General features: G+C 58.8%; 16 protein-coding genes and 4 tRNA genes. 6 read left to right on the top strand and 14 right to left on the bottom strand.

What is annotated here, in order from left to right:
• The first annotated feature begins 11 nt into the window (after window positions 1–11).
• Genes AC56DI_RS03870 through fabI form a run of 3 tightly spaced genes read left to right on the top strand, consistent with a single transcriptional unit; the run spans window position 12 to window position 3,468 of the window.
• Complete coding sequence (locus AC56DI_RS03870; RefSeq protein WP_496345255.1) at window positions 12–1,031, top strand: ABC transporter permease; 1,020 nt, start codon at window positions 12–14, stop codon at window positions 1,029–1,031.
• 1 nt (window position 1,032) lies between these two features.
• Window positions 1,033–2,655, top strand: coding sequence for an ABC transporter ATP-binding protein (locus AC56DI_RS03865; protein ID WP_496345012.1), 1,623 nt, complete (start codon window positions 1,033–1,035; stop codon window positions 2,653–2,655).
• 18 nt (window positions 2,656–2,673) lie between these two features.
• Window positions 2,674–3,468, top strand: coding sequence for an enoyl-ACP reductase FabI (gene fabI / locus AC56DI_RS03860; RefSeq protein WP_324520073.1), 795 nt, complete (start codon window positions 2,674–2,676; stop codon window positions 3,466–3,468).
• A gap of 65 nt (window positions 3,469–3,533) precedes the next feature.
• Here the strand turns inward: fabI and AC56DI_RS03855 are convergent, their stop codons facing one another.
• From AC56DI_RS03855 to AC56DI_RS03810, 10 genes are all read right to left on the bottom strand, one after another.
• Complete coding sequence (locus AC56DI_RS03855; RefSeq protein WP_496345011.1) at window positions 3,534–5,408, bottom strand: SurA N-terminal domain-containing protein; 1,875 nt, start codon at window positions 5,406–5,408, stop codon at window positions 3,534–3,536.
• A 98-nt stretch (window positions 5,409–5,506) separates the two neighbouring features.
• Window positions 5,507–5,583 (bottom strand) — tRNA-Asp (locus AC56DI_RS03850).
• 53 nt (window positions 5,584–5,636) lie between these two features.
• Window positions 5,637–5,909 (bottom strand): nucleoid-associated protein HU-beta, encoded by a 273-nt coding sequence (gene hupB, locus AC56DI_RS03845; protein WP_010490206.1) that lies wholly within the window; start codon window positions 5,907–5,909, stop codon window positions 5,637–5,639.
• Between the two features lie 134 nt (window positions 5,910–6,043).
• Window positions 6,044–8,440, bottom strand: a complete 2,397-nt coding sequence (gene lon, locus AC56DI_RS03840) for an endopeptidase La (protein WP_496345010.1) — start codon at window positions 8,438–8,440, stop codon at window positions 6,044–6,046.
• A 150-nt stretch (window positions 8,441–8,590) separates the two neighbouring features.
• On the bottom strand, window positions 8,591–9,871 hold the full coding sequence (clpX, locus tag AC56DI_RS03835) for an ATP-dependent Clp protease ATP-binding subunit ClpX (RefSeq protein ID WP_324520067.1): 1,281 nt from the start codon (window positions 9,869–9,871) through the stop codon (window positions 8,591–8,593).
• A 109-nt stretch (window positions 9,872–9,980) separates the two neighbouring features.
• On the bottom strand, window positions 9,981–10,619 hold the full coding sequence (gene clpP, locus AC56DI_RS03830) for an ATP-dependent Clp endopeptidase proteolytic subunit ClpP (RefSeq protein WP_496345009.1): 639 nt from the start codon (window positions 10,617–10,619) through the stop codon (window positions 9,981–9,983).
• 90 nt (window positions 10,620–10,709) lie between these two features.
• Window positions 10,710–12,020 carry a trigger factor gene (gene tig / locus AC56DI_RS03825; protein WP_496345008.1) on the bottom strand — a complete coding sequence of 437 codons (1,311 nt, stop codon included), beginning with the start codon at window positions 12,018–12,020 and terminating at the stop codon, window positions 10,710–10,712.
• A gap of 132 nt (window positions 12,021–12,152) precedes the next feature.
• Window positions 12,153–12,237: transfer RNA gene (locus tag AC56DI_RS03820), tRNA-Leu, on the bottom strand.
• A 53-nt stretch (window positions 12,238–12,290) separates the two neighbouring features.
• Window positions 12,291–12,366: transfer RNA gene (locus tag AC56DI_RS03815), tRNA-His, on the bottom strand.
• A 31-nt stretch (window positions 12,367–12,397) separates the two neighbouring features.
• Window positions 12,398–12,474 (bottom strand) — tRNA-Arg (locus AC56DI_RS03810).
• A 278-nt stretch (window positions 12,475–12,752) separates the two neighbouring features.
• Between AC56DI_RS03810 and folD the strand changes: the two genes are divergently transcribed.
• Window positions 12,753–13,616 (top strand): bifunctional methylenetetrahydrofolate dehydrogenase/methenyltetrahydrofolate cyclohydrolase FolD, encoded by an 864-nt coding sequence (gene folD, locus AC56DI_RS03805; protein ID WP_496345007.1) that lies wholly within the window; start codon window positions 12,753–12,755, stop codon window positions 13,614–13,616.
• A gap of 85 nt (window positions 13,617–13,701) precedes the next feature.
• On the opposite strand, the gene AC56DI_RS03800 is transcribed toward folD, so the two are convergent.
• The 3 genes from AC56DI_RS03800 to AC56DI_RS03790 form a co-directional block, all read right to left on the bottom strand.
• Complete coding sequence (locus tag AC56DI_RS03800) at window positions 13,702–14,307, bottom strand: START domain-containing protein (RefSeq protein WP_496345006.1); 606 nt, start codon at window positions 14,305–14,307, stop codon at window positions 13,702–13,704.
• A gap of 46 nt (window positions 14,308–14,353) precedes the next feature.
• Window positions 14,354–14,620 (bottom strand): YkgJ family cysteine cluster protein, encoded by a 267-nt coding sequence (locus AC56DI_RS03795; RefSeq protein ID WP_496345005.1) that lies wholly within the window; start codon window positions 14,618–14,620, stop codon window positions 14,354–14,356.
• Between the two features lie 147 nt (window positions 14,621–14,767).
• Window positions 14,768–15,667 carry an NAD(P)-dependent oxidoreductase gene (locus AC56DI_RS03790; RefSeq protein ID WP_496345254.1) on the bottom strand — a complete coding sequence of 300 codons (900 nt, stop codon included), beginning with the start codon at window positions 15,665–15,667 and terminating at the stop codon, window positions 14,768–14,770.
• A gap of 67 nt (window positions 15,668–15,734) precedes the next feature.
• Here AC56DI_RS03790 and AC56DI_RS03785 point away from each other — a divergent pair, with 67 nt between their 5' ends.
• A complete protein-coding gene (locus AC56DI_RS03785) occupies window positions 15,735–16,277 on the top strand; it encodes a 3'-5' exonuclease (protein ID WP_496345004.1) in 543 nt (180 codons plus the stop codon).
• Between the two features lie 79 nt (window positions 16,278–16,356).
• Entirely contained in the window at window positions 16,357–16,638 is a 282-nt protein-coding gene (gene ppnP, locus AC56DI_RS03780) for a pyrimidine/purine nucleoside phosphorylase (protein ID WP_496345003.1), read from the top strand.
• A gap of 56 nt (window positions 16,639–16,694) precedes the next feature.
• On the opposite strand, the gene AC56DI_RS03775 is transcribed toward ppnP, so the two are convergent.
• A complete protein-coding gene (locus AC56DI_RS03775) occupies window positions 16,695–18,470 on the bottom strand; it encodes an ABC transporter transmembrane domain-containing protein (RefSeq protein WP_496345002.1) in 1,776 nt (591 codons plus the stop codon).
• Window positions 18,471–18,482: the final 12 nt, after the last annotated feature.

Raw genomic sequence — 18,482 nt, 5'->3', positions numbered from 1 at the left:
TGCGCTTTTCCATAAATATGTCCCCCATCAATCGCCGGCGTGTCGAGCGCTTCAAGGCCAACAAACGAGGCTGGTGGTCACTGTGGCTGTTCCTCGGTTTGTTCATCCTCAGCCTGGGCGCCGAGCTGATCGCCAACGACAAACCGCTGCTGGTCGAATACCAGGGCGACTGGTACTTCCCGGTGCTCAAGCGCTACCCGGAAACCGTGTTTGGCGGCGAGTTCCCCCTAGAGGCCAACTACAAGAGCCCCTACATCCGCGAGCTGATCGAGGCCAAGCAGGGCTGGATGCTTTGGCCGCCTATTCCGTTCAGCTACAGCAGCATCAACTACGACCTGAAAACGCCTGCTCCAGCACCGCCCTCAAGCGCCAACTGGTTCGGCACCGACGACCAGGGTCGCGACGTGCTGGCGCGACTGATTTACGGCTTTCGCATCTCGGTGCTGTTTGCCCTGACCCTGACCCTGCTCAGCTCGATCATCGGTGTGTTGGCCGGCGCCCTACAGGGCTTCTACGGCGGCTGGGTCGACCTGATCGGCCAGCGCTTTCTGGAAGTCTGGTCCGGCCTGCCGGTGCTCTACCTGCTAATCATCTTGGCCAGTTTCGTGCAGCCGAACTTCTGGTGGTTGCTGGGCATCATGCTGCTGTTTTCCTGGATGAGCCTGGTGGATGTGGTGCGTGCTGAGTTCCTCCGTGGCCGCAACCTCGAATACGTGCGCGCCGCCCGCGCTCTGGGCATGCAAAACAGCGCGATCATGTACCGGCACATCCTGCCCAACGCCATGATTTCGACCATGACCTTTATGCCGTTCATCCTCACCGGCGCCATCGGCACCCTCACCGCCCTGGACTTCCTCGGCTTCGGCCTGCCCCCCGGCGCGCCGTCCCTGGGCGAGCTGGTGGCCCAGGCCAAGTCCAACCTGCAAGCGCCGTGGCTGGGTATCAGCGCCTTCGCTGTGCTGGCCCTGATGTTGAGTCTGCTGGTGTTTATTGGCGAAGCCGCACGCGATGCCTTCGACCCGAGGAAGTGAGATGACCCAGTGTGTAAACCCCGACAACCTGATTGAAGTGCGCGACCTGGCCGTTGAGTTTGTCAGCGGCGATCAGCGCCAACGGGTGGTCGAAGACGTCAGCTTCGATATCCGCAAGGGCGAGACCCTGGCCCTGGTGGGCGAGAGCGGCTCGGGCAAATCGGTCACCGCCCACTCGATCCTGCGCCTGCTGCCCTACCCGATCGCCAGCCATCCGGCCGGCAGCATCAGCTATGCCGGTCAGGACCTGCTGCACATGAGCGAGGCCAAGCTGCGTGGTATTCGCGGCAATCGCATCGCCATGGTCTTTCAGGAGCCGATGACCTCGCTCAACCCGCTGCACAGCATCGAGAAGCAGATCAACGAAGTGCTGCGCCTGCACAAAGGCCTGAGCGGCAAAGCGGCTACCGCACGCACCCTGGAGCTACTCGACCTGGTCGGCATTCCCGAGCCGCGCAAACGCCTCAAGGCTTACCCCCACGAACTCTCGGGCGGCCAGCGCCAGCGCGTGATGATTGCCATGGCGCTGGCCAACGAGCCGCAACTGCTGATTGCAGACGAGCCGACCACCGCACTGGACGTCACCGTGCAGCTGAAAATCCTCGAATTGCTCAAGGACTTGCAGGCGCGCCTGGGCATGGCCCTGCTGCTGATCAGCCACGATCTCAACCTGGTGCGCAGAATTGCCCATCGGGTATGTGTCATGCAGCGCGGAAAGATCGTCGAACAGGCAAGTTGCGAAGAACTGTTCCGTGCACCGCAACATCCCTACACCCAGGAACTGCTCGGGGCCGAGCCCCGCGGCGAGCCAGCGGCCAACCCGCCCGGCGCCACGATGCTGAGCGTAGAGGACTTACGCGTGTGGTTCCCAATCAAGAAAGGGCTGCTGCGGCGCACGGTTGATTATGTAAAGGCGGTGGACGGCATCAACTTCAGCCTGCCCCAGGGCCAGACCCTGGGCATCGTTGGCGAGAGTGGTTCCGGCAAGTCGACACTGGGGCTGGCGATTTTGCGTCTGATCGGCAGCCAGGGCGCGATCAACTTTCGCGGTGAGGCATTGCAGGGCTTATCCCAGCACGCCATCCGGCCGTTTCGCCGGCAGATGCAGGTGGTCTTCCAGGACCCCTACGGCAGCCTGAGCCCACGCATGTCGGTGAGTCAGATTGTCGGTGAAGGTTTGCAGATCCATGGCATGGGTACGGAGGCAGAACAGGAACAAGCGATCATCGATGCACTGCTGGAGGTGGGGCTCGACCCCGCAGCACGGCACCGTTACCCCCACGAGTTTTCCGGTGGGCAACGCCAGCGCATCGCCATCGCCAGAGCATTGGTACTGAAGCCGCAGCTGATCCTGCTCGACGAGCCGACCTCGGCCCTCGACCGCACGGTGCAGCGCCAAGTGGTAGAACTGCTGCGTTCGCTACAGAGCAAGTACAACCTGACTTACCTGTTCATCAGCCATGACCTGGCGGTGGTCAGGGCGCTGAGCCACCAACTGATGGTGGTCAAGCAAGGACAGGTGATTGAGCAAGGCCCGGCCGAACAGATTTTTGCCGCGCCGCAACAGACTTATACCAGGCAGTTGCTGGAAGCCGCATTCATGGCCCCCGCCTCTGCCGATTAACCAGAAGAGGAATAGCACATGGGTTTTCTCGCCGGTAAGCGCGTCCTGATCGTCGGCGTCGCCAGCAAACTGTCTATCGCATCCGGCATTGCCGCCGCCATGCACCGCGAAGGCGCCGAACTGGCGTTCACCTACCAGAACGACAAGCTCAAAGGCCGGGTCGAAGAATTCGCCGCCGGCTGGGGCTCCAGTGCTGAACTGTGCTTCCCTTGCGACGTGGCCAGCGACGCCGAGATTGCCGCAGTGTTCGACGCCCTCAGCCAGAAGTGGGACGGCCTGGACATCATCGTTCACTCGGTTGGCTTCGCGCCTGGCGACCAGTTGAACGGTGACTTCACTGAAGTCACCACCCGCGACGGTTTCCGCATCGCCCACGACATCAGCGCCTACAGCCTGGTGGCCCTGGCCAAGGCCGGTCGCAGCATGATGCAAGGCCGTAACGGCAGCATCCTGACCCTGTCGTACCTGGGTGCCGAACGCACCATGCCCAACTACAACGTGATGGGTATGGCCAAGGCCAGCCTGGAAGCTGGCGTGCGCTACCTGGCTGGCAGCCTCGGCCCGGAAGGCACCCGCGTTAACGCCGTTTCCGCAGGCCCAATCCGCACCCTGGCGGCCTCCGGGATCAAGAGTTTCCGCAAGATGCTCGCCGCCAACGAGAAGCAGACTCCGCTGCGTCGCAACGTCACCATCGACGAAGTCGGCAATGCCGGCGCCTTCCTTTGCTCCGACCTGGCGTCGGGCATCAGCGGTGAAATCCTCTACGTCGACGGCGGTTTCAACACCACCGCCATGGGCGAAATCGAAGAGTGAGTTAACCGCGCAACGAAAAAGGCCGCTCAATTGAGCGGCCTTTTTCGTTGCGGCGCAATCAAGCGTTAGAAACGCTCGATCTCGGCATTGGCTTCCAGCTGGCGGCTGTAGGCACTGAAGTCCTGCTGGCCGCTACGCGACGTCATGAAGCGCCGGTACATGGCCTTCTCTTCTTCGCTCAGCGCCTCTTGCGGGACGTTGACGCCATTCAGGCGAACCACCACATAGCTGCCATCGGCCAGGCTGATGCCCGCGAAGTTAGGCTTGTCAGCCGCGCTTGGCTTGGGCATGCGGAAGACCTGTTGCAACACCAGCGGATCAACCGCCTCCTGGTTACGCGTAGCGGCTTCCACCACCTGCCAGGTTTGACCATTCTGCGCCTGCGCAATCGAGGTCTTACCCTCACGCAGACTGCCGAGCAACGCCTCGCCCTTGGCCTTCACAGCCTCGCTGGCACGCTGCAGGGTCAACTGCTGACGAATGCCGGCAGCAACCTGGTCGAACGGCAGCAACGCCGGCTTAAGGTGCTCCTTGACGCGCAGAACAACCACGGTGTCCGGGTCCAGTTCAATCGCGCCGCTGTTGGCTCCGTCTTCCAGCACTTCTTGGCTGAAAGCGGCCTGAATCACCTGGCGGTTGGCAGTCAGACCCGCACCACCTTCGCGACCAAAGGCTGCGCTGGTTTTCACCTGCAGACCTTGCTCTTGAGCTGGCTGGGCCAGGTCGGAGGCTTCAAAGGCGGAGTCTTCCAGCTCCTTGCTGACCTCGACAAAACGCTGCTCAACCTGCTGCGCTTTAAGGTCGGCCACCAGCTTGTCTTTCAGGCTGGCCAGGCTTGGCACTTCTGGCGCCTGCACGCCCAGCAGCTTGATCAGGTGCCAGCCGAACTGGGTGCGGACCGGAGCCGAGACTTCGCCTTGCTTCAGAGCGTACAGCGCCTCTTCAAAGGCCGGGTCGTATACGCCTGGGGCGGCGTAACCAAGATCACCACCTTTGTCCGCCGACCCTGGATCATTGGAGAGCTCTTTGGCCAAAACGGCAAAGTCCTCGCCCTTGACCAGGCGCTGGGCAATGGCGTCAATCTGCGCTTTTGCCTCGGTGTCACTCAGCTTGTCCGTCACTTCCAACAGGATGTGTGCGGCTTGACGCTGCTCCGCCAGATTGGCGATTTCCTTCTGATAGGCCGCCTGCAGGTCTTCATCTTTGACCTCGACCTGATCGAAGAAATCGGCCTTGTTCAGCTCGATATACTCCAGAACCACTTGTTCCGGGCTCATGAACTGGCTGCTGTGTTCCTTGTAGTAGGCCTGCAGCTCGTCATCGCTCAGCGTGACGGCCTTGGGATCAGCCTTCAGGGTCAGCGTCGCGAAGTCGCGGGTTTGCTTCTCCAGTCGGGCAAACGCCTGGATTTCCTCATCGGTGACAAAACCACTGCCCGCAACACCGGCCTGCAACTGACTGGCGAGAATGTCTTTCTCGAGCTGCTGACGGAACTGCAGACGGGTATAGCCTTCCTGACGAATACGCTGGTCGAACAGATCGGCATTGAACTTGCCCTCAACCTGAAAGGCCGGGACCTGCACAATCACCTTGTCCAGCTCTGCCTGCGACAAAGCAAAACCTGCTTGCTCTGCAGCTTGCAGCAACAGCTTGCGGTCAATCAGACCCTTGAGCGCAGCTTCACGGAGCATTTTGTCATCGAGCAAAGAAGCATCAAAATCCTTGCCCAGGCGCTGCATCAGCTGGCGGCGCTGCATTTCAGCAGCCTGCGCCAATTCATTCTGACTGATGGCCTGGCCATTTACTTCAGCTGCGTCCTGACGATTGCTGGTGACCTGAAAAATGGCATCAACGCCCGTCAGCGCCAACAGCGCGACGATCACGCCGATGATGGTCTTGGCAATCCAGCCTTGTGAATTGTCCCTGATATTTTGCAGCATGCGTCCCCCAGAATCGGCTGTAACAAACGACCAGCCGTGCAGCACGGGTGTAATCCATATAGAAGAAAGGCGCATCCGAGGATGCGCCTTCGCGTGACTGGCGGAGCGGACGGGACTCGAACCCGCGACCCCCGGCGTGACAGGCCGGTATTCTAACCGACTGAACTACCGCTCCGCTGCCTGCTCAGACTCGCGCCTGAGCAGGAAGGGCAAAGCCCAAAAAGACGCTTAGTTAACGGCGTCTTTCAGTGCCTTGCCGGCTTTGAAACCAGGAATCTTGGCAGCGGCGATGCTGATCGGGTTACCGGTCTGCGGGTTGCGGCCAGTACGAGCAGCGCGCTCTTTAACAGCGAAAGTACCGAAACCAACCAGTACTACAGAATCACCAGCCTTCAGGGCACCAGTGACGGATTCGATCACAGCGTCCAGCGCACGGCCAGCAACAGCTTTCGGGATATCAGCAGATGCAGCGATGGCATCGATCAGTTCCGACTTGTTCACTCTAAGTCCCCTTATTTATTGAGTATGTAGCTTTAATTTTTGGTGTAGGCAAAACGAGTGCTGAGTGGCCTGTTAACACACGAAGAGCCGCTTTATAACAAGGGCTCTAAAATGGTGTCAAGGAAGCCCCTCGGCTAATGCGTGCTAATTCGCTCCTTGGAATCAGTCTCGCGCTTGTCATCCTGTGCAACCAACTCGGGAGCCGCATCAGGCAAGGGCTCCGGCGCGTATTGCAGCGCAATTTGCAGGACCTCGTCAATCCATTTAACCGGCTTAATCGCCAAGTCCTGCTTAATATTCTCAGGAATCTCTTTCAGATCACGCACATTTTCCTCTGGAATGATCACCGTCTTGATCCCACCACGGTGCGCAGCCAGCAATTTTTCCTTCAGGCCACCGATGGCCAGCACCTGCCCACGCAGGGTAATTTCACCGGTCATGGCAACATCGGCCCGCACGGGTATCTGCGTCAAAGCCGACACCAGCGCCGTACACATCCCAACACCGGCACTAGGGCCGTCTTTGGGTGTGGCGCCCTCGGGCATGTGGATGTGAATGTCGCGCTTCTCATGGAAGTCCAGAGGCACACCCAGGCTCTTAGCCCGGCTACGCACCACTGTGAGCGCCGCTGTGATCGATTCCAGCATCACATCACCAAGAGAGCCGGTCTTGATCAACTGCCCCTTGCCGGGCACCACAGCCGCCTCAATGGTCAACAGCTCACCACCAACCTGAGTCCAGGCCAAGCCTGTCACCTGACCGATTTGGTCTTGCTGCTCGGCCAGGCCATAGCGATGCTTGTGCACGCCGAGGAAATGCTCAAGGGTATCGGCGGTTACCAAGACCTTGAAACGTTTCTCGCTCGCGTGCTCTTTGACGGCTTTACGGCACACCTTGGCAATCTGCCGCTCAAGACTCCGCACACCGGCTTCACGGGTGTAATAGCGAATGATGTCGCGAATGGCCTCACGCTCAAATTCCAGCTCGCCTTTCTTCAGGCCGTTAGCCTCGGCTTGTTTGGGCGTCAGGTACTTCACCACAATATTGATTTTTTCGTCTTCGGTGTAGCCCGGCAGACGAATCACCTCCATCCGATCCAGCAGCGGTGCCGGGATATTCATCGAGTTGGCGGTGCAAATGAACATCACATTGGAGAGGTCGTAATCGATCTCCAGGTAATGATCGTTGAAATTGTGATTCTGCTCAGGGTCCAGAACCTCAAGCAAAGCAGAGGCAGGATCACCGCGCATGTCCTGGCCCATCTTGTCGATTTCATCCAGCAAGAACAGCGGATTGCGGACCCCAACCTTGGTCATTTTCTGGATCAGGCGGCCCGGCATAGAGCCGATATAAGTACGCCGATGGCCACGAATTTCCGCTTCATCACGCACGCCACCCAAGGCCATGCGGACAAATTTACGATTGGTAGCGCGAGCGATGGATTCCGCCAGCGAGGTCTTGCCGACACCGGGCGGACCCACCAAGCAGAGCACTGAGCCCTTGACCTTTTTCACCCGCTTTTGCACGGCGAGGTATTCAAGAATCCGCTCTTTGACTTCATCCAGGCCGTAGTGATCCGCATCCAGAATGGCTTCGGCCTTGGCCAGATCCAGACGCACCTTGCTTTCAGCAGTCCAGGGTACCGTGACCAGCCAGTCGATATAAGAACGCACCACCGTGGCTTCAGCAGACATCGGCGACATCTGCTTGAGCTTATTCAGCTCAGCCAAGGCCTTGGTGTGCGCCTCTTTGCTCAGTCCAGCAGTGTCGATACGCTTCTTCAGCTCATCGAGCTCATTGTGGCCGTCTTCGCCGTCGCCCAGTTCTTTCTGAATGGCCTTCATCTGCTCATTCAGGTAGTACTCGCGCTGACTGCGCTCCATCTGCTTTTTGACCCGGCCACGGATGCGCTTCTCGACCTGCAACAGATCGATTTCCGCATCCAACAGCGCCAGCACATGCTCGACGCGGGCAGCCAGATCGGTGATTTCAAGAATTTCCTGCTTTTGCTCGATCTTTAACACCATGTGCGCAGCCATGGTGTCCACCAGGCGCCCAGGCTCATCAATGCCATTGAGCGATGACAGCACCTCAGCCGGAACCTTCTTACCCAGCTGCACATACTGTTCGAACTGACTCAGCAGGCTGCGGGTGAACACTTCGGCTTCGCGCTCAGGCGCTTCGCTTTCACTGACCAGCAGCACTTCAGCCCGCGTATGGCCCTCGACCTCAACAAAGCTTTCGATGGTGCCGCGCTGCTCACCCTCCACCAACACCTTAACGGTGCCATCTGGCAACTTGAGCAACTGCAACACGCTGGCGACTGTGCCGACGCGATATAGGCCTTCTTCGCTCGGATCATCGTCAGCAGGATTTTTCTGGGCGACCAAAAGGATTTGTTTGTCGCCGGTCATGGCCGACTCCAAAGCCTCAATGGACTTTTCCCGACCGACAAACAGCGGGATCACCATGTGTGGATAAACCACAACATCGCGCAACGGCAGGAGAGGCAATTCGATGGTTGTCTTCATGATCTTGGCTCAACAGCGGCCATGCGGCCGTAAACAGATAGGAACACCCTTGCGCTCAAGATGGGGGTACCCAGGGGAAAAAACAAGCGCATGACACACAAATACAAAGGGGCCCGCAGGCCCCTTTGTTTCAACATGCAACCAAGCGCATCAAGCGTCTGGCGCTGCCTTGGCAGGCACATCGATGTTTTCATAGATCAGCAGAGGCTTGGACGTCCCGGCGATGACACTTTCATCAATCACCACCTTGCTAACCTCGGATTGCGACGGAATCTCGTACATGGTGTCGAGCAGCACACCCTCGAGAATCGAACGCAAACCGCGCGCGCCTGTTTTACGTTCAAGGGCACGCTGAGCCACTGCTTTGAGCGCGTCTGGACGGAACTCCAGGTCCACACCTTCCATCTCGAACAGCTTGCCGTATTGCTTGGTCAAGGCATTCTTTGGTTCAGTGAGGATTTGCATCAAGGCAGCCTCATCCAGCTCGTCCAACGTCGCGATCACTGGCAAGCGACCAACGAACTCAGGAATCAAGCCAAACTTGACCAGATCATCCGGCTCTACGCCACGCAGTGACTCGCCAACTTTCTTGCCCAAGTCAGTGCTACGCACCTCAGCATTGAAACCGATACCACCACGAGCTGAGCGCCCCTGGATAACCTTTTCCAACCCTGAAAACGCACCGCCACAGATGAACAGGATGTTGCGTGTATCCACCTGCAGAAACTCCTGCTGGGGATGCTTGCGGCCGCCTTGCGGAGGCACAGACGCCACGGTACCTTCGATCAGCTTCAGCAGTGCCTGCTGCACACCCTCACCCGAAACATCGCGGGTAATTGATGGGTTGTCCGACTTACGCGAAATCTTGTCGATTTCATCGATGTAGACAATACCCATCTGGGCCTTCTCAACATCGTAATCGCACTTCTGCAGCAGCTTCTGAATGATGTTCTCGACATCCTCCCCCACATAACCAGCTTCGGTCAGGGTGGTGGCATCCGCGATGGTAAATGGCACATTGAGCAGGCGCGCCAGTGTCTCAGCCAGCAAGGTTTTACCCGAACCAGTTGGACCAATCAGCAGAATGTTGCTCTTGCCCAGCTCGACATCGTCTTTCTTGTCGCGCTGATTCAAGCGTTTGTAGTGGTTGTAGACGGCCACCGCCAAGACTTTCTTAGCCCGCTCCTGACCAATCACATACTGATCGAGGATGGTACTGATTTCCTTGGGCGCCGGGAGCTTGTGCGCACTGCTTTCGGCCTGGGCTTCCTGCACCTCCTCGCGGATGATGTCATTGCACAGGTCGACGCATTCGTCGCAGATAAAGACCGAGGGGCCGGCAATCAACTTGCGCACTTCATGCTGGCTCTTGCCGCAGAAGGAGCAATAAAGCAATTTGCCGTTGTCCTCGCCGTTGCGGGTATCAGTCATTCGATCAATCCAATCCGGTAGGCTTGCAACACAAGATGAGGGCAAATGCAGGCTTTTTCAAGCCTGCCACAGCGACCGAGCATGGCTCGATCGCAAATTACCGGGTGATTCAGCTCGCCAATTCGCGCTTGCTGATCACTTTATCGATAAGGCCGTAAGCAACACCTTCGTCGGCGCTCATGAAATTGTCACGATCAGTGTCGCGAGCAATTACATCCAGCGGCTGGCCAGTGTGAGCAGCCATGATCCGGTTCAGGCGATCACGAATGGTCAGAATTTCCTTGGCATGGATCTCGAAGTCCGAGGCCTGGCCCTGGAAACCGCCCAACGGCTGGTGAATCATCATGCGCGAATGCGGCAGGCAATAACGCTTACCGGCGGCGCCGCCGACCAGCAGCAAGGCACCCATGCTGCAAGCCTGACCAATACAGATGGTCGACACGTCAGGTTTGATGAACTGCATGGTATCGTAGATCGACATGCCCGCAGTCACCGAGCCGCCCGGCGAGTTGATATACAGATGGATGTCCTTGTCAGGGTTTTCCGCTTCAAGGAACAGCAACTGGGCGACCACCAGGTTAGCCATGTAGTCCTCTACCGGGCCAACCAGGAAGATCACGCGCTCTTTCAGCAGTCGCGAATAGATGTCGTAGGCGCGCTCACCGCGGGCAGACTGTTCAACCACCATCGGCACCAGGCCGCCAGCGGCCTGAATTTCAGAGGCTTGCATATAAGAATTACGGGACATGTGCTGCGCTCGCTCCCTAATAATCATGTCTCAAAGACACATAAGCCAGCACGATGGCTGGCTTATGGTTACTCGAACAAAGCGAAGAAATCAGGCGGCTTGTGCAGCTTCAGCCGGCTTGACCGCTTCCTCGTAAGAGACCGGCTTGTCAGTCACATTAGCCTTCTGCAGAACAGTATCTACAACTTGTTCTTCCAGCACAACCGAACGCACTTCGTTCAGTTGCTGGTCGTTTTTGTAGTACCAGGCCACGACCTGCTCAGGCTCTTGATAGGCAGAAGCCATCTCTTGAATCATCTCACGTACGCGAGCTTCATCAGGCTTGATATCGAACTGCTTGACCACTTCGGCCACGATCAGACCCAGCACAACGCGACGCTTGGCTTGCTCTTCGAACAACTCAGCCGGCAGCTGATCAGGCTTGATGTTGCCACCGAACTGCTGCACAGCCTGCACACGCAGACGGTTAACTTCGTTGCCCAGCAGCGACTTCGGCACTTCGATCGGGTTGGCCGACAACAAGCCATCCATCACTTGGTTTTTAACCTTGGATTTGATCGCCTGACGCAGTTCGCGCTGCATGTTCTTGCGCACTTCAGCACGAAAACCTTCGAGGCCACCTTCTTTGATGCCGAACAGAGCAAAGAACTCGTCATTCAGTTCAGGCAGCAGCGGCTCGGCAACGGCATTGACCGTCACAGTGAACTCAGCGGCTTTGCCGGCCAGGTCCAGGTTCTGATAGTCAGCAGGGAACGTCAGGTTGAGCACACGTTCTTCACCGGCATTGGCGCCGACCAGACCGTCTTCAAAGCCCGGGATCATGCGACCGGAGCCCAGCACCAGCTGAGTGCCTTTAGCCGAACCACCTGCGAAAGCCTCGCCATCAACCTTGCCAACGAAATCGATGTTCAGCTGATCGCCATTCTGTGCGCCGCGCGCAGCAGTTTCAAAACGGGTGTTCTGCTTACGCAGGATTTCCAGCATGTTTTCCAGATCGGCATCAGCGACTTCAGCCTGCAGACGCTCGATAGCGATGCTCTCAAAACCAGTAACCTGGAATTCTGGGAACACTTCAAAAGTAGCGACGTATTCAAGGTCTTTGCCCTTCTCGAATACCTTCGGCTCTACGGCCGGGGAGCCAGCCGGATTCAGCTTTTGCTCAACCACAGCTTCGTAGAAGGTTGCCTGAATCAGGTCACCCAGCGCTTCTTGACGAGCAGCATCTTCGTAACGCTGACGAATCACGCTCATTGGCACTTTGCCTGGACGGAAGCCTGGCACCTTAGCGCGACGAGCAGTCTGCTGCAGACGCTTGTTCACTTCGGTCTCGATACGCTCAGCCGGGACACCAATGGTCATGCGGCGCTCAAGAGCGGAGGTGCTTTCAACAGAAACTTGCATGGATTTTCCTCATTGCACAGACGTAGGCGGCCGTTCTGGCCCAAGAATCAAGGGCACACATTCTAGAGGGGGAAGTTGCAGAAGTCACCCTACAGAAGCAGGCGGCATAATAAAGAAGGGAAAAGCTAAAGATGGTGCGGACGGAGAGACTCGAACTCTCACGCCTTGCGGCGCTGGAACCTAAATCCAGTGTGTCTACCAATTCCACCACGTCCGCGGATAAAACTCTGAAACAAAAACCCCAGACAATGTGCCTGGGGTTTTGAAATATGGGGTGGACGATGGGGATCGAACCCACGACACCAGGAGTCACAATCCTGTGCTCTACCAACTGAGCTACGCCCACCATATTGCATTGCTTGTGCCAAGCTGCCAAATGGCGCACCCGGCAGGACTCGAACCTGCGACCATCCGCTTAGAAGGCGGATGCTCTATCCAACTGAGCTACGGGCACTTATTCATCTGCATCTTGCTTTAAGCGCAGACTAAAAGCTTCGGCTTTAGTCGCATCCTGTAACGATGCTATTAACCTTGTTACCCAGCAGCTAGCTGTGCTCGACAAGCGGGGCGAATGTTATATAGCGAGCCCTAAAGCGTCAACAGGAAAATTAAAAAAAATGAGCGAGATAAAGGAGTTAGCTTAAATTGACCGGGCAGCGCCTTTGCCCACGCAGCGGTCCATGCGAGAATGCGCATCCTTTTTTAATTCATTCCAATGGTTAACCAAGCGACATGACCGCACAACTGATCGACGGTAAAGCGATTGCCGCCAGCCTCCGCCAGCAAATTGCCCAACGTGTCGCCGAGCGCCGCCAGCGCGGCCTGCGCGCCCCCGGCCTGGCGGTCATCCTGGTGGGCAATGACCCGGCTTCCGAGGTTTATGTCTCGCACAAGCGTAAAGACTGTGAAGAAGTCGGCTTTATGTCCAAGGCTTACGACCTGCCCGCCAGCACCAGCCAGACTGAACTGCTGAGCCTGATCGACAGCCTCAATGACTCTGCGGAAATTGATGGCATCCTGGTGCAATTGCCCCTGCCTGCACATCTGGACGCCTCGCAACTGCTCGAGCGCATTCGTCCGGATAAAGATGTCGACGGCTTCCACCCCTACAACGTCGGCCGCCTGGCCCAGCGCATTCCACTGCTACGCCCTTGCACCCCCAAAGGCATCATGACCCTGCTGGAAAGTACGGGAGCCGACCTGCATGGCATGCACGCCGTGATTGTTGGCGCCTCCAACATTGTGGGGCGACCGATGGCCCTTGAACTGCTGCTGGCCGGCTGCACTGTGACCGTCACTCACCGCTTCACCAAGGATCTGCCCGGCCATCTGGCCAGTGCCGACCTGGTGGTCGTGGCGGCCGGTAAACCAGGCCTGGTCAAAGGCGAATGGATCAAGCAAGGCGCCATCGTTATCGACGTCGGCATTAACCGTCAGGCTGACGGCAAGCTGATTGGCGATGTGGTATTCGACACTGCCCTGCCGCGCGCTGGCTGGATCACCCCCGTACCCGGCGGTGTCGGCCCGATGACGCGCGCCTGCCTGCTGGAAAACACCCTGTACGCCGCGGAAAGCCTGCACAGCTCGGCGGAGTAAGCTCCGCCAGCACGCACCGAGCCGACTGCGCATACCTGGCAGTCGGCTCAGCCTAACGGCGCACAGCCCCGCACCAAAAGCGGCTTCACCGCCCTTCAGCCAACGCCCGGTAAGCCTGCAGCGTTTCGAACGGTGCATCCACGACAAAGCTGTTAGCCAGCCAGGATGGCACACTGCCTCCGGGCTCTGTGTGCGCCTCGTAAACCACCTCTACAACGCCTCCAGCACTGGGCGTGAGCGACCAGTAGCCGTCGACACGACTGACGCGCACCAGCCCATCTTTAACCGGCAAATAATCAGGTAACGCCTGAATTTGTCGCCTCAATGTGCCATCAGCGGCCACCGACGTCGTGATATGCAACACCGAATCGCGCGGCGCAACCGGCCACGGCGTGTTGAAGCGGCTGTACATCCAGCTTTGCGCGCCATCGGATTTGAGCATCTTTTGCTCCTGGCACTGAAATATCCACTGACAAGAAGCCTGCACATCCTCCTGCAAGCTGCGCAGTCGCTCGATTGATGCCTTGATAGTGGCCACGCCGCGATAAGCCTTGTAGGAAGAACCGGGCACCGCCGCCAGATAGACCTGAATCCCCTCCTCGTCCTTGACCAGTTGCCAGTCTTGGGCGCCAACCGCCGGCGTGGCGCAACTCAACGCCGCAGCAACCAGCATCCACCTGAATCGGCTCATCCATTACTCCGCGTCATACAATTGCTTCCATTAATGAGCCTCATTTTTAGGCGTCTGCACTCACGGTCGTGGCCTGCTCCAACCAGGTCAGCAACTGCAAGGCTTCGGTATCGGTTTTGCCACACACGTGCTCATCGGCATTGAAAGCGCTGCATACGGCGGGACGCTCCGGCAAGCCAAACAACAAACACTGATTTTGCGCATTTAACTGCACGCAACGCTGACCTGCCGGCTTGCCGTTGGGCATACCGGGTATGGCCGAACTGATTGAAGGCGCAATACAACAGGCGCCGCACCCCACACGACACTGCATAACCCATTTCCGCTCGCGTAAAGCCGCCAGTTTACTCACAAGCACCCCAGGCTGCAGCGCCAGCGCTTGGCAGGCGCTTCTTTACTTGATTAGCTGAGTGCAGATGTTTGCCTGCCGCGCACGCAGTGCTGCACAGTCACAGCCACGCTATTTAGCCGGCTTCAACCGCGCCAACAGGCTTGACGTGTCCCAGCGTCCACCGCCCATGGCCTGCACGTCGGCATAAAACTGATCGACCAGCGCCGTCACCGGCAACTGCGCACCGTTACGCCGCGCCTCTTCCAGCAGGATTGATAGGTCCTTGCGCATCCAGTCCACAGCAAAGCCATGTTCAAACTCACCCGCCAACATGCTGGCGTGGCGATGCTCCAATTGCCAGGACTGCGCCGCGCCCTTGCTGATCACCGCCATGGCGCCCTCGGCATCCAGGCCCGCGCATTGGGCAAAGTGCAGCGCCTCGGCCAGGCCCTGCACCAAGCCGCCGATGCAGATCTGGTTGACCATCTTGGTCAACTGGCCGCTGCCGGCATGCCCCATCAGGCGCACCATCTTGGCGTAGGCTTCGATGACCGGCAGTGCCCGCGCATAGATCGCCGCCTCGCCACCGACCATCACCGTCAACAGACCACTCTCGGCGCCCGCCTGACCACCTGACACCGGCGCATCGAGAAAGCCCAGTTCACGTTCCGCTGCCAGCACCGCCAGCTCCCGCGCGACGGTGGCCGACGCCGTGGTGTGATCGATCAAGACCGCGCCCGGCGCCATCCCGGCAAAGGCACCATCAGCGCCCAGCACCACGCTGCGCAAATCATCATCATTGCCCACACAGGTCATCACAAACTCGGCCCCTACAGCGGCCTCACGCGGGGTGGCGGCAAGCTCTCCGGCAAACCGGGCGACCCAGCTTTGCGCCTTGCCGGGGCTGCGGTTGTAGACACACACCTCATGGCCTTCGGCAGCCAGATGCCCGGCCATCGGATACCCCATTACGCCCAGCCCGATAAAGCTGACCTTTGCCATTTGCGTGCTCCCCGAGTGATTTTGCAGAGCCTAGCACGGCGTTTGCCGGGCCAGGCAAGGCCGGCCATACTGGCGCCATCGCTAAGGAGGGCATATGCAACATTGGCTCGTGATTGATCTGGAGGCCACCACCGAGGAAGGCGGCTGGCCGCTGGAACAGATGGAAATCATTGAAATCGGCGCCAGCGTGGTCAATCGCCTCGGCCATGAGGTCGATCATTTTCAGCGCTTCGTGCGCCCCCAGCGGCGACCGCTATTAACCGGTTTCTGCCGCCAGCTGACGCACATCAGCCAGGAGCAGATCGACAGCGCCGCACCGCTACCCATGGTCTGGGCGCAATTCGAGCGTTGGCTTGGCCATCACCAGCCACAGCTGGCGGGCTGGGGCAGTTGGGGCGACTACGACCGCAAGCAGCTTGAGCTGGAATGGCAGCGCCACAACCTCAACAGCCTGATCAGCCAAGTGCCGCACCTCAACCTCAAGCAACGCTTTGCCGAGGCCCGCCAACTGCAACGTGCGGTAGGGCTAAAAAGCGCCCTGCAACTGGCGGGCTTGCAGTTCAATGGCCAGCAGCACCGCGCCTTGGAAGATGCACGCAATACCGCCCGCCTGCTGCCATTGCTGCTGCCGGCATAAACCCATGCAAAGCGGATGACGCCCCGAAGCGGCTTGGGCATACTGGCCACCCTTTTTTAACCCCCTTCGAGGAATCCCCATGTTCAAGGTCAACGAGTACTTCGACGGCAGCGTCAAATCCATTGCCTTCGGCATGACTGCAGGCCCAGCGACCATCGGCGTGATGGCCGCGGGCGAATATGAATTCGGCACCAGCCAACTGGAAGTCATGCACGTGATTGCTGGCGCCCTAACCGTCAAACTGCCGGGCAGCGACAGCTGGGAAGACTTCACCAGCGGCAGCCAATTCACCGTACCGGCCAACAGCAAGTTCCAGCTGAAAGTCACCCAGGACACCGCCTACCTCTGCGAATATCGCTGAGTCAGTCGCGCTAATAAAAAACCGGCCTTGGCCGGTTTTTTATTGCCTGCAGAACCTTACTCCTGGGCCGCCTCGCTGCTGAACTGCAACTCGGCCAGGCGCGCATACAGCGGGTTGCTGGCCACCAGTTCGGCGTGGGTGCCGATGGCCAGCAATTTGCCGTGATCGATCACAGCGATGCGATCGGCGCTTTTTACCGTCGCCAGGCGATGGGCAATCACCAGGGTAGTGCGCCCTTGCATCAGGCGCGGCAACGCCTGCTGGATCAGGTGTTCACTCTCCGCATCCAGCGCGCTGGTGGCCTCGTCCAGCAGCAGGATCGGCGCATCCACCAGCAGCGCCCGAGCAATCGCTAGGCGCTGACGCTGGCCACCAGACAGCCCCAGCCCCCCCTCACCCAGATGCGTCTGATAGCCCTCGGGCATGTGCATGATGAACTCGTGGGCATGGGCAGCCTTGGCGGCGGCTTCGATCTCCGCCTGACTGGCGGCAGGATTACCGTAGCGCAGGTTGTCGGCCACGCTGCCGAAGAACAGCGCCGGGTTCTGCGCCACCAGGGCGAAACAGCGGCGAATATCCTCCGGCGCCAACTGCTGCAACGGCACGCCTTCGAGCAAAATGCGCCCACCTTGCGGGTCAAAAAAGCGCAGCAGCAGATCAAACAAGGTCGACTTACCGGCGCCGGAAGGCCCCACCAGCGCCAGGGTTTCTCCAGGCTCTATCTGCAAATCGATGCCATCAATGGCCCAACGCTCCGGCCGACTGGGATAGGCGAAGCGCAGCTGCTGCAACTCAATCCGCCCGCTAACCCGCGCCGGCAGCTGTTGCAGGCCCTGGGCCGGCGGCAAGATGGCGTTTTCCGCCTGCAATAACTCGGCGATTCGTTCCGCGGCACCGGCAGCGGCCTGTAGCTCGCCGATCACTTCACTGATCGCACCGAAGGCCATGCCGACGATCAGGCTGTAAAACACGAACGCCGCCAATTCGCCGCCACTGATGGTGCCTGCAATCACGTCCATGCCGCCGACCCAGAGCATCAAACCCACGGCGCCGAGCACCAGCACGATCACCACGGTAATCAGCCAGGCGCGCTGACGAATACGCTGACCAGCCGTAGTGAACGCCGCTTCCACAGCATTGCTGAAGTGTTGCTTGTCTTGCTCCTGGTGGTTGTAGGCCTGCACCGTCTTGATCTGACCGAGGGTTTCGCCCACGTAGCTGCCAACATCAGCCACCCGATCCTGAGTCTGCCGCGACAAGGCCCGCACCCGGCGACCGAAGATCAGAATCGGTGCCACCACCAGCGGCAGTGCCACGATCACAATGGCGGTCAGCTTTGGGTTGGTGACAAACAGCAAAATGATGCCGCCAATCAGCATCAACAGGTTGCGCAGTGCCATCGACAGCGACGAGCCGATAACCGTCTGCAACAAGGTGGTGTCGGCAGTCAGGCGCGACTGGATCTCTGAACTGCGGTTGCTCTCGTAAAAGCCCGGATGCAGGTTGATCAGGTGATTGAACACGCGCATGCGGATATCGGCGACAAAGCGCTCGCCGATCCACGAGACCAGATAGAAACGCGTAAAGGTGCCCACCGCCAGCGCCAGCACCAGGACAAAAAACAGCCCGATCGACTGATTCAGCGCAGCCTGGGATTGCGTGGCCAGACCCTGATCCACCAGCAGGCGGATGCCCTGCCCCATGGACAACGTAATAGCGGCGGTAAACATCAGCGCCAACAGCGCCCCCAGCACTTGCCAACGATAAGGGGCGACAAAGCGGCGAGCCATGCGCAAGGCACTGCGACGACGGGAAGACAAGGCAGCAGGCATAACGAGCATCCG

It is taken from the genome of Pseudomonas sp. BGA-UO-ETr-WB11, from assembly GCF_059567785.1.
This window is presented reverse-complemented; position numbering and strand designations above follow the sequence as displayed.

Coding starts and splice junctions, on each gene's coding strand:
- AC56DI_RS03865 (WP_496345012.1), top strand. CDS start 1,033: ATGACCCAGTGTGTAAACCCCGACAACCTGATTGAAGTGCGCGACCTG.
- fabI (WP_324520073.1), top strand. CDS start 2,674: ATGGGTTTTCTCGCCGGTAAGCGCGTCCTGATCGTCGGCGTCGCCAGC.
- AC56DI_RS03855 (WP_496345011.1), bottom strand. CDS start 5,408: ATGCTGCAAAATATCAGGGACAATTCACAAGGCTGGATTGCCAAGACC.
- lon (WP_496345010.1), bottom strand. CDS start 8,440: ATGAAGACAACCATCGAATTGCCTCTCCTGCCGTTGCGCGATGTTGTG.
- clpX (WP_324520067.1), bottom strand. CDS start 9,871: ATGACTGATACCCGCAACGGCGAGGACAACGGCAAATTGCTTTATTGC.
- clpP (WP_496345009.1), bottom strand. CDS start 10,619: ATGTCCCGTAATTCTTATATGCAAGCCTCTGAAATTCAGGCCGCTGGC.
- tig (WP_496345008.1), bottom strand. CDS start 12,020: ATGCAAGTTTCTGTTGAAAGCACCTCCGCTCTTGAGCGCCGCATGACC.
- folD (WP_496345007.1), top strand. CDS start 12,753: ATGACCGCACAACTGATCGACGGTAAAGCGATTGCCGCCAGCCTCCGC.
- AC56DI_RS03800 (WP_496345006.1), bottom strand. CDS start 14,307: ATGAGCCGATTCAGGTGGATGCTGGTTGCTGCGGCGTTGAGTTGCGCC.
- AC56DI_RS03795 (WP_496345005.1), bottom strand. CDS start 14,620: ATGCAGTGTCGTGTGGGGTGCGGCGCCTGTTGTATTGCGCCTTCAATC.
- AC56DI_RS03785 (WP_496345004.1), top strand. CDS start 15,735: ATGCAACATTGGCTCGTGATTGATCTGGAGGCCACCACCGAGGAAGGC.
- ppnP (WP_496345003.1), top strand. CDS start 16,357: ATGTTCAAGGTCAACGAGTACTTCGACGGCAGCGTCAAATCCATTGCC.
- AC56DI_RS03775 (WP_496345002.1), bottom strand. CDS start 18,470: ATGCCTGCTGCCTTGTCTTCCCGTCGTCGCAGTGCCTTGCGCATGGCT.